The sequence below is a fragment of the Salegentibacter sp. 24 genome (assembly GCF_004362395.1).
Taxonomy (GTDB): domain Bacteria; phylum Bacteroidota; class Bacteroidia; order Flavobacteriales; family Flavobacteriaceae; genus Salegentibacter.
In genome coordinates, this window is sequence record NZ_SNWE01000016.1 from 68,161 (window position 1) to 79,678 (window position 11,518).

Genomic DNA, 11,518 nt, shown 5'->3' on the forward strand with positions numbered 1-11,518 from the left:
CTATTGCCTTTCAATGGTGAATTCCAGTGTATCCACAATATCGCCATATTTATCAACCTGAATCTCAAATTCTATGGCTTGGCTAGCAGTATAATCAAGTTTCTGCATTTGTAAGGGGTCGATTTCGGCAATATAATTTCCGGGTTCTAAGCCGAGATAAGTAAAGTAACCATCGCTTTCAGTCAAAATTTGTTTTACAAGATTGTTATTCTCATCTAAAATATTTACTGTAATTCTTCCCTGGCCGCGCAGGCTGTTCCCACTTTTTAAGTAAACCATTCCGCCAGCTTCGCCCAAAACTTCTACCGGAACTTCTATTTCCTGAAACTGATTTGGAAGGGTGTGCACTTTTATTTTTTCGTTTTTCACCTTCCAGGCAATATTATCCAGGCTAGTAGGATCAATTTCAAGCAAAATATCTATATAGGGCTGAAGTTCAGAAATTCGTAAAACGGTTTCCTCTTCATTATAAGAAAATTGGCCATTAGTGTTTTTTAATTCCATTCCCTTTACAGCCGGCTCCATTGCATCCCGTTTACCATTAGTATTGTAATCTAAGAACGGAATAATACTTATCGCCGCCTTAGACATCGCAGTACGGTTATTTGCCATTACATAACCGGTGTTATCATCGAGGAATAAACTACCACGTGCCGATTGTACAAAAGAGTTATTGCGATTCCCTAATCTTGAAATCGCCGAAGTTTGGGCGAAATTTAAGGCATATCTTAAACCAACTTCAAAAATATGGGCATTCCTAAGTAAATTATTTTCATAGGCAATGTTAAGAAAGCCTTGATCAAAAACTGGGCGTTCTATTTCCAAAATAATATTATTGAATTGATGTCGGCTAAAATCATACTGCAGCTGAGGTGAAAAAAGAAACTTATACGGTAGGCGGTAATTTTGGGAAAGCGAGGTGTAAATAGTAGGTTGTTTTACACGATCGTTATAAATTCCATAGGTAGTTATGTTAGTACTAATGCCCATAATTGCCCCGGAAAGTAATAATTGCGCCGTTGTAAATTCTGTAGTCGGCATAATGATCTGGTTTACACTAAATCTACTGAATATCGAGAATTTATTTGTACGAATAGGAGCTGAAAAGCTTATTTTTCTTTCTTCCAGGTAATTAAAATTGATTGCCGCTTGATCCTTATCGTATTTAATGTAGTTAAGATCAACCTGTAAATTTCCAGGCGTGCGGTAACTTAAAAGTCCTTCCCCTTTTACACCGTGTATATATTCTCCTGAAAACAAAAAATTTGAAGCAAACCTGACAGAAGAATTAACAAACGGCATCACCTTTTTATCGATAACTCCACTGAAATATTCCGCACCAGCACCAATGGTTACTGAATTACTCAGACCGTAATTCAAATTAATCCGGGAAAAACGATGCATACTTTCATCTTCTACAACTCCTGCGCTAAGGGTATATTCCAATTCATTCTTCGGGACAAAATTGTAAGGAATATTAATGATTCGTTCTTCAATACGCTCCTGCCCATAAGGACCGTAATATTTCAACCTCACTGCGGTGTTACCGTACATCAGCGGTACATCAAAAGCAAAAAATCCTGAGGCATCAGCCTGGGTAAATTCAACCAGAACGTTATTTACATAGAGTTCCACCGTCCACCGTGGATTGGTGTAATCGCTTAACAGGTAGGTCCCAAAAGAACGCCTGTTTTGAAACGGACTGTTACTAATTTGTACTCCACTTACGGGCGCGAATAGGGAAGAGGTAGCTCTTGTGAAAATTCTACCCACGGTTATCTGTTTAAACAATCGGCTTTCACTATTTATGTGACGCCACTGATAAAATTGGTTGCGGGAATCGAATGCAACCCGCGTGGAATAATTTAGCATTAAATTGGTTTCTCCACCAAGAAACATCGTTCCCAATCCAAGCGTTAAACGATTATCGTCATCAAATTCACTCTGCTGGGTAGTGACAACTCCCCAATCTAGAGTTCCGCCCTTAAAGAATGGGTAGTTTCGGGTTATTGTGGTATCGGTTTGAATTACTCCTTTAATACGGTTCAAATTTTCGCGTAGTTTTGCTAAACGCATCTCCTTAATTACTGGTAACTCCTTATCTGTTTCTAAATTTACCGATAGGCTTCTGAAGGAAAAATTGGTGTTTAAATTAAATATCTCACCAAATAGATTTGATTTAAGGTAAAAAGTAGTGGGAGACTGGAGGTAATCATTTTCACTTAATTCAAACTCTTCATTTCTATACAGTATTTTATTTTCTGAGGAATTTATAACATAAGAAGAATCTGGGTTTATTATAAAGCCTTCTGTGCCCCAGCTTGTTTTTTGATTCTTAATCTTTAAGAAATCAAAAAGCTCCTTTACCGGAAGGTAAGCATCCTGTCCTTTGATCGCGATAGGAATATCAATCGTACCAAGGTTTGGAACGTTCATTTCTACGCTTAATTCATCGTAGTCAGGTAAATCTTCCTGAGTCATCGCTGAAAAGGAAGTAAGTACTAAAAGAATTACAAGGAAGAGTTTTTTATAAACCTCAATAGAAAAAGCGCGAAGTAGGGTTTGCATTAAGCTTAGCGTTCTTACTATTATTGATGAATAAAATTGATGGTAAAAGTACCATTGTATCTACCCGGAAGCGTTCCGGAATTATCTGGGGGAATTTGTAAAGTACCACCTACAAAAACTTCATTGGGGATTTGAGTGTTTGGTGCCTGGGTCACAAAAACACGTTGACCCGTACTAAAATTATTTATCAGAAGCTGAATCTGTAATCCCGTCTCCTGATTTTCTAAAATAAATGGGCCTACAGATTGAATCTGAATTATGGTTCCTGGATTGGCATAGACATCAAAAAGAGCAGCTGAAACAGGCTCTCCAAAATTAAGTTCATAAATATCCCCATCTACTGTGCGCTGACCATCATAACCAACCGTGACATTTCCTCCGGAATTACCAGCAGTAAATGATCCGAAATTAAGATTTCTGGAAGTTCTTACTTCTACGGCTATCGGAACTGGTGGATTTTCTTGAGCTCTAATTTCAATTATTGAAAACATAAGCAGAAAAAACCAAAAAGCAGTTTTATAAAAGCGTCTATTTTGCATAGTTTTCGTTTATTTTTTAATTAATACCTTTTTTGCGTATTCTGCTTTTCCCCGCTGTAGATTGATGATATAAACACCGTCACTGGTAATTCCATCAAAAATCACCTTTTCTTTTCCGCTGGCTTCTTTTATTTGAATGATTTGTCCAGTTATTGTGCTTGCTCTTAAAATTCCTTTCTGATGTTCTTCCAGATTAAGACTTATTACCACATCACCATCTTGAACCTTAACATCAAAGGGTTCATTAAAGGCAATTGCCGGATTTGTAATTTCCTCTTCTGAAAACATCAATTCAAACCTCGAATTTTGTTTACCTGATTTGATATTAAAAAAATATTCAGCATTTTTTCTTAAGTTTTGACCTATTCCTTTTTCGTGATCTATTAGATAAATTTTTAAACTAGGACTTAAATTTTTTACTGAAGCCAGGTTTATCATCATTTTCCCTCCTTGGTCAGATTTTATACCCAACGGAATCTTTATATAACCTCGGTTTTGTGGATAATCAATAGCATTAATAGCCAATTCCTTATTACTTTCGGTGATATTATAAAAATTAGGAACGGCCGGGTCGGTATTCATAAGTTTATGCGCATCCATTTCTTTTTCAAAATTTTGTGTGGCATAAGGAGAAAAATAGATTACTAAAGCATCTCTTGTACTAGCATCATAACCAGCTTCTAAACGGATTAAAGATTTTAAATCTGCAACCTGAGATCTGAAGAAGTTCTGCTCAAAATTGTTAACCCGTACCTTATTATTCATTCCAAAACTTCCTGATACTACATCTTCAGTATCAGAATCGCTCACTTTAATGAAAAAGCCCTGCATAGAAGGAATTATGTTGGATGACCTACTATCGGCTAATGGCTCTGCTGTAGAAATATCATTTACATACGCAGTATAAGTGCCTGTATACTGGTTAGTCTCACTGGCTGTAAAAAAATAAATACTGTTATCAATATTATTTCTAGTCCAGCCAGATTCAGCCTCCCAGTCAATTGGGGATGGGTAAGGATTGCCTACCAAATGAAAACCTTTGGTATATGCACGATGATGGTTTAATAATTCCTGTGTTGGAATTGGACCGTTAGTAACCGTACCTGTTATTTCTATGGTTTCTGGTGTGGTAGAGGTGCCAAAATTTAACGCATAACCTTTCGCAATATCCAAACTATTTCCAGCATCGGTATAAACTTCCCAACCTGTAGCGTCTAGGTTAAGGCTATCTACTCTTCTGTTTTCGTTGTAGCGGTAAAAATGCGGAAAACCGGTGGCGGGATCCACAAAATTCAGATATGGATCAAAATCATTTACAACCGAATTCTGAAAGGGTGAACTAAAATATTTATACCCAAAAGTATTATCAAGATAACGCTGCATCGTTACTAAGCCAATAATTTCGCCGTTCCCGCTGCCATCGATAAGTGCAGTTTGAATTTCATTTGAAACTAAACTTAGTTTATTTCCAGTATTAAAATCTCCGTTTTCTACATTTAAAGTTCCGGTAATTTCAATTGTTGACTGGGAAGCTACTCCAAAAACATTGTTAATTCTTAGATTTTCAATTCGATTATTTTCAAAAGCATTATTAGGAATGCTTTGGGCTTCAGTTCCTTGAAAAGAAATACTGCCATTTACAGTATTTAGAATTCCGTTATTAGTAAGATTTCCCGCAATACGTAGCCAATTATTGTTCACTTCAACTGAAGCATTATTTTCAATAACAAGATTTTTAGTATAGGCATTAACTCCGCTGCTTATCTCAGGATAATTCCCTGAATTTAAATCTTCTGGAATTAAAACATCGGTTTCCACCGTAGGTAAAGTATTACAATTCCAGTTTGCTATATTGTTCCAGTTGGTATTTTCGATTCCTGTCCAGGTAATCTGGTTTTCACATTGATTTTGTACCACATTTAAAAAAGCTACTTCCGAAATAGAGACACAACCATTTTCATTGGTTACTAACAGTCTATAGCGAGAACCATCTACTGGCCAGTATCCCACTGTTATAAGCTCTAATTGTTTGGTTTTTGTACCACTATAATTTTCATCATTATTGATATCATACCAGTTTGAACTATAAGTCTGCCATTGATAGGTTAAATTGTTTCCAGTAACCTCAGCTTCCATCATGGCATTTTCTCCAAAGGCGACAAAGGCATCATGAGGTTGTCGGGTAATGGGGTCCGGATCTACCCTTAGCAAGGCGGGATCAGAATATATAGCGCAATTTTCATTATATATTTTTGCTCGGTAAAGATTATCATTAAAAATTATAGGAGCTTCTATAATCTTTAAATTACTACCTGATACATTATTATAATTATCATTATTTTGCAAATCATTCCAATTCTCCCCTTCATCTAAACTCACCTGCCACTGAATACTTTCTCCAGAGGAATTAACCGAAAAATTAGAATTGGCGCCCTCGCACACAACAGCATCAATAGGAGAACTCCAAATTCCTCCAGGAGTTTGATTTACCTGAAAATTAACAATATTAGAAAATGTTTTATTTCCTTGCGAATTTGTGATTTCAACCCTAAAATCCTGATTGTCCATCCAACTTTTAGAAGCAACGGTTATTATTGCTGTATTTGTACCTGAATAACTTCCGTTTTCATTGATCGGAAAAAAATTGCCCCCGCCATCCCTTCTGTACCAAGCATACTCATAATCATCTTTTTCTTCTACTGAAAACTGAATAGTTTCTCCTGCACATACTATTTCTGGACTCTCATTTTCTATTTGTGGAATTGGATTTACCTCAAGCATGGCACCTCTGGAAATCGAGATTTTGCAATCGCTACTATTTCCCCGGACAATAACACGATATTGTTTACCAGAATCTTCTAATTGCGGGCTAAAAATTTCAAGTTCAAATTGATTTTCCTCGTCAATATTTGTCCATTTTCCTCCTTCATTTTTAGTTTGCCATTGATAAGAATCTACATTTTCAAGCCTGGCATCTGAAGCAGTAAATATTGCATTATTTCCTAAGAAAATTCTTTGATCACTTACCTTTAGATCATAGCAATTAAGTTGTTCTAATAAATCACTAGGAAATTGATTTTCGTTCTCTTCAAAATCATCTTCAGTTCCATATTCACAATCTTGATTATTAATTTCATTGGTATTTCCGGTATAATCCCCACAGGTAGTAAATTCGTCTCCCCAATTTTCTACCTCCCCATATATATATATATTACCACTTTCTACATTTAGATCCCCTTGATTAGAGGAACCTCCCTTTTTAAAATCCCCCTGAATAATTAAATAACTTGAAATTGATAATTCAACTTTATTAGAAGCCTGGAAATTGCCAAAAACTATAAGCCTTGCATTAGCACCCATTATTAATTGAGATGTGTTTCCATTCATAATAAGATCACCATCAATGACTAAAGTGCCGTTCACAGTCAAAATGGAACTATTTGAGGTTAAGGTCACATTATCGTATCTCTCGAAACCATTAATCGTATATGAATTGGTTATGTTTAAATTATCTTGGGCAAAATTTGAAGTGGAGAAAAATAGAAAAACTAGCAGCAATAATCCCGGTTTAAAGCATGAAGAAATTTTAGGGTAGTTTTTTTTCATACTGGTTAAAACCTATAGGTTTATTTTGGTAGTAGCTAGAAGTTCTCCTTGATCTTTTGAATAGCTTAATTCTAAAACACCTTTACTTAGATCTACTTCAGCAGAATTTCTTAGTTCAAAACTGAAAAGCCTTTTGGAATTAGGTGTATAGACGGAAATGCCTTTTACCAAACCTACTTGATTTTCTGTACCATCAGGAGCAATATGAGTTGCAGTTAAATTTCCGTAGACAGACATATTTCCAGTGCGATTAATTACTAATGAAAGTTTGGCTACTTCATCTACAGTATTTAAAACCAGATCCGAAAGGTTTATATCTGTAGTGGAAGTTCCTTCTCTGATTATAATAGGTATACTAATTCCAAAAACAGTTTTTATATTTATGGAAATACGTTCGGTTTGTTCGGTATCTTCTTGCCCAAGAGCAGTTTGTTCTTCTACCGCTCTGAAATACATATGCGAACGATATTCGCCCTGCTGAAGATCCCCTGTTTTGGTCAATTGTACTCGAATAGTTTGAGATTCATTTGGGGCTAGTGTCACTCTTCTTGGGAAATATCTTAAGAAACCGGTTGCAAAGCGCTGACCCTCTTTGGGCTCATCGATCTGTTCAAAATTACCTTCTTCAGTCATACTATAATTCATAAAAGAAATTGCATACACGGCAGTATCGCTACCGGTATTGGCAAGGTTTATCTCTTGTGAACGTTCAGAACCATCGAATACCAAACGTTTGGGCATGATCATAAGATCACCCTGGGCATAGGTTACAATTCCGGAAAAAATAAAAATATAAAATAGGAGTAGGGGGTGAAGTAATTTTTTTATCATATCCGTGGGGCGGGATTTAGGTTATTTCGTTGGTTTCAAAGATAATAAATATGAATCTACCTGTTAAGGAAATCTAAAATTTAATTGTAGGAAACCGTTACATTGAATCCTGAGGAATTGGTATAAAATCCAGAACCCTGGTTTGCCTCTAAATTTAGGGTAGCACCAATTTTTATAATATCGGTTATATTGCCTTCCTGGGGCTCAAGCGTAAACCTATCAATTATTAAAACCTGGTTGGGGTTTTCCTGATTGTATAATGTGAAGTGTTCTGGCAAAGTGATAGCATAATTGTTATTACCATGGGTAACTACTGCTTCTGCAGGATTTACCGTCCCAGGAATAGAGTTTGAAATTTGGACACCGTATGCAACTCGGGATCCATCAGGTGACAAGATTACTTGACCAGGATTGTAAGCACTTATTATATTGCCAAAATCCAGATCTACCGTTTTATCAATTCTGATTGGATCAATAACCGTTGCCCTGCTATTTACAGTAGCTGAAGCTGAATTTTGCGCCGAAACGCATAAACCAAAAAAACTTAAAAATAAGATGGAAATAAAATTTTTCATTGGTTTTCAAAAACGGTTTAAATAAAACTGATGTTAATTGAAAAACGCCGCCAATAAGGGCGGCGTTTTAATCTATTTTAAAATATTTTTTTTATTCGTAAGCTACAGTTACGGTAACCTCTCCTTCATAAGAACCAGCACTTTGCCCTGAAGCTACGGTAAGAAGACCTCCGACTTTTAAGGTTTGTTCGATTCCCGTACCAGTTGCTGTCCCGTCAGTTTGTCCTTCTAAATCCTGAGTGAAACTAACAGGCATATCTGTTCCAGTTGTTCCAGTAAGTACAGTTGAAGGAATAGCAATATTATAAGAATAATCCGTTGCTGCTATCACTTTAAAAGAAGCAGCGGTTACTGCCTCAGCGGAAATCACTTCCATATTAGTATTTGAGAAAGTTCTAGTACCTTCAGTGTTCACTCTAACCTTACCACCTTCAGCAGCTACAATACTTCCAAAATTCATTGCTGTTCCATTATCGATTGATATCGGTGTAACTATTTCTGCGAAAACATCAGCTGTACCTTTAGCTTCATTTGCACTTTGTGCAAAACCGGATGCTGAAATAAGGCTTAAAAGTAGGATAAACGTAATTTTTTTCATGATGTGTATTTTAATTTTTGATTTGGGTTCAAAAGTTTAATACTGCAAATATGGGGGTAAACCCTTATACGAATGAAACTTATTCGATAACCAAAATAAAATACTCGTTGAAACGCACGTTTGGATAAACTTATATTAGAATAAATACGATATAGTGGAATTTATTGAAGATTTTTTAATTATAGTTAACAGTAACTTGTAGTTCAGAAGTCGTTTTATAATCTCCAGGTTGTTGATTTGGATTTACTATTAAACTAGCCCCTATTCGAACGGTTTTCTTATCTCTTGCTAAGTTACCCCCTTTGTAATCTGTGGTAAAATCCTGAAGAAGCAAACTTTCACTACCGTTTGTCAACCGATGGCTTCCATTGGGTAAGCTTATTCCGAAGGTGTAGCCTTTTTGTCCGGTAATCTCAAAAGAAGCTGCGGAAACAGTTCCCCCTTCAACCAAATGCAAATCACCATTAGAAATCCTGGTATTTTCTGGAGTTAAAATAACAACGCCTCCATTTTTAGCGTCAATGTTGGCGAATTGCATATTGGTCGTGGTGGTAATTCCAATAGGTTGGATGATAGTGGCAGAAGCAGTAAAAGTAGCTGTGGCAGAAGCCTGGGAAAAAATTGGGCTAATTCCTAATAGAAAAGTAAAACATAATAGGGTTAATTTTTTTTTCATTGTTTAACTACTTCTGCGATGTTATCATACTATAAATGTACAAAAAATGATTCGATAAAAAGCATATAAAATCGACGAAATGCATATTTAATTTTAATGTTATTTTTTTATGATTTGTAGTATCTTCTATTACCAACATAGTAACCAACTTAAATTTAAGAGGATATAAAGAATATATTTTATTTCACCCCTTATTAATAGGATGAATTCAAAAGAATAAACTTAATTTGGAAACTGAACTTATTAAATGAAATTGTATTTATGAAAAATTCCTACACTACCAGCCTGAACCTTCAGAATACCGACTTTGGCCTTCTACTGTTTCGATTATTTATAGCTAGCTTAATGCTTACCCATGGGATACCAAAACTCATAACTTTCTTTGGAAGTGAAGAAATAGTCTTTGCAGATCCAGTAGGATTTGGGGAAACCGTTACTTTTACATTCGCAGTTTTTGCGGAATTTGTTTGTGCAATACTTATTTTACTAGGTTGGGGTACAAGGTTTGCAGCAATTCCATTAGTTATTACAATGGCGGTAGCCGCAATTATTGTGCACTGGACCGATGGTTTTGCTCGCCAGGAATTACCATTATTATATATGGGTGGTTTTTTGCTGCTTTTCTTTACCGGTGCTGGTAAGTTTTCTCTTGACTATTATCTATTGAAGAAGGAAAAATAAATTCAATATAAAATCCTCCTGAGATTTTTAATAATTTCAGGAGGATTGAAAGCTGTAGTTTATGTAATCTAGTTGTCTTTTTTAGTATCAGGATCAGGTAGGTCCTCTAAATTCCTGTTTTCTTTGGAAATTCCTTTCCTATTGAATCGATAATTCTCTTCATCTACAAGTTTTTCTTTATCGTCTTTTGAGGTTTGATTACTTCCTGGGATATCCAGATTTTCAGCGGTAAAGTCAACTGGATTTTCCCTATCTAAATCTTTATCCTGACCTTTGTTCATACTCCTGCCTTTTTGATTTAAGGCTTCCTTGTCTTCTTTAGTAATATCAGAGTTGTACTTTTTCTTATTTTCTTGTGTATTCATAATTTTAATTTTCTTTAAAATATGAAATAGCTTATTACTCAAAGAAAAATTGGGGTTAAATTCGGGTTAAAAAAAAGGCCTAAGAAGAAATTAATCTTTTAGGCCTACATATGATTTTAATTCCATTGTTATTCCGATTCTAACATCGCAAAGAATTTATCCAGGTTAGGAATAATTACAATTCTGGTTCTTCTGTTTTTTGCACGATTTTCTTTACTGGTATTGTCTACTAAAGGTTGGTAACTGCTTCTACCTGCAGCGATAAGTTTTTCTGGTGCAACATCATATTTATTTTGAAGTAAGCGAACAATTGCAGTCGCCCTTCTTACACTAAGATCCCAGTTATCTTTTAGGTAAGATTCTTCAACCATAGTGCGATCATCGGTGTGACCTTCTATCATCACTTCCATAGCAGGCTCGGAATTAATTACCTCAGCAAGCTTCTTTAGTAATGGCTGAGCATCCTTACTTACTCTATAGCTTCCGCTACCAAATAATAATTTATCAGATACATTGATCATTACAACAGTTTCGTCCACTGTAATATCGATATCTTCATCATCTGCTCCTTCAGAAATATTATTTTTAAGGTTATAGGAAATTGCAAGATTAATTGAATCTTCTAAAGTTTTTGCGCCTGCCACTTTTTCCTGATCCATTTTTGAGATGGTAGCCCGCATTTTCTCTTTATTGTTATTAGACATTACCGTAAGATCGTTCATTTCCATCTTACTATCATTTTCAGCGCGAAGGGAATTGATCTTTGCGTTGTAGTCTGCTACACGCTCTTCAATACGCGCATATTTGGCTTCAATTTCTTCTTTTTCTACCTGTGTTTTTTGCAGGGTACTTCTCGTATCGCTTAGTTCGTCTTCTAATGCCACATATTTTTTCTTTGAAACACATGAACTTAGCATTGTTGCTGCTAAAACAGTTACGGCGATTGTTCTTTTCATATTTAAATCTTTTAAGTTAGGCCTTTCTAATTTTTCGATTCAGGATTTAAAAGGCTCTTTCTAAATTGGCGAGAATTATACCAAATGCATACAGGAGACAGTTCCTTAAATCAATTTGTATTC

General features: G+C 35.6%; 10 protein-coding genes. 1 reads left to right on the plus strand and 9 read right to left on the minus strand.

Features of this window, described 5'->3' with window-relative positions; all coding sequences use genetic code 11:
- The 7 genes from DET49_RS12345 to DET49_RS12375 form a co-directional block, all read right to left on the minus strand.
- Entirely contained in the window at positions 1-2,568 is a 2,568-nt protein-coding gene (locus DET49_RS12345) for a hypothetical protein (RefSeq protein WP_133548412.1), read from the minus strand.
- A gap of 20 nt (positions 2,569-2,588) precedes the next feature.
- Positions 2,589-3,107, minus strand: a complete 519-nt coding sequence (locus DET49_RS12350) for a DUF4402 domain-containing protein (protein WP_133548413.1) — start codon at positions 3,105-3,107, stop codon at positions 2,589-2,591.
- 9 nt (positions 3,108-3,116) lie between these two features.
- Positions 3,117-6,713 (minus strand): hypothetical protein, encoded by a 3,597-nt coding sequence (locus tag DET49_RS12355; protein WP_133548414.1) that lies wholly within the window; start codon positions 6,711-6,713, stop codon positions 3,117-3,119.
- A 12-nt stretch (positions 6,714-6,725) separates the two neighbouring features.
- Positions 6,726-7,544 (minus strand): molecular chaperone, encoded by an 819-nt coding sequence (locus tag DET49_RS12360; protein WP_133548415.1) that lies wholly within the window; start codon positions 7,542-7,544, stop codon positions 6,726-6,728.
- 80 nt (positions 7,545-7,624) lie between these two features.
- Positions 7,625-8,119: a DUF4402 domain-containing protein gene (locus DET49_RS12365; protein WP_133548416.1), complete on the minus strand. Its 495-nt coding sequence runs from the start codon at positions 8,117-8,119 to the stop codon at positions 7,625-7,627.
- Positions 8,120-8,210: 91 nt separating this feature from the next.
- The gene (locus tag DET49_RS12370) at positions 8,211-8,717 is read right to left on the minus strand and encodes a DUF4402 domain-containing protein (protein WP_133548417.1); all 507 of its coding nucleotides are present in this window, start codon (positions 8,715-8,717) and stop codon (positions 8,211-8,213) included.
- A gap of 175 nt (positions 8,718-8,892) precedes the next feature.
- On the minus strand, positions 8,893-9,393 hold the full coding sequence (locus DET49_RS12375) for a DUF4402 domain-containing protein (protein ID WP_133548418.1): 501 nt from the start codon (positions 9,391-9,393) through the stop codon (positions 8,893-8,895).
- 261 nt (positions 9,394-9,654) lie between these two features.
- Here DET49_RS12375 and DET49_RS12380 point away from each other — a divergent pair, with 261 nt between their 5' ends.
- Complete coding sequence (locus tag DET49_RS12380; RefSeq protein WP_133548419.1) at positions 9,655-10,074, plus strand: DoxX family protein; 420 nt, start codon at positions 9,655-9,657, stop codon at positions 10,072-10,074.
- Between the two features lie 68 nt (positions 10,075-10,142).
- Here the strand turns inward: DET49_RS12380 and DET49_RS12385 are convergent, their stop codons facing one another.
- Positions 10,143-10,439, minus strand: coding sequence for a hypothetical protein (locus tag DET49_RS12385; protein WP_133548420.1), 297 nt, complete (start codon positions 10,437-10,439; stop codon positions 10,143-10,145).
- 128 nt (positions 10,440-10,567) lie between these two features.
- Positions 10,568-11,395, minus strand: a complete 828-nt coding sequence (locus DET49_RS12390; RefSeq protein WP_133548421.1) for a flagellar motor protein MotB — start codon at positions 11,393-11,395, stop codon at positions 10,568-10,570.
- Positions 11,396-11,518: the final 123 nt, after the last annotated feature.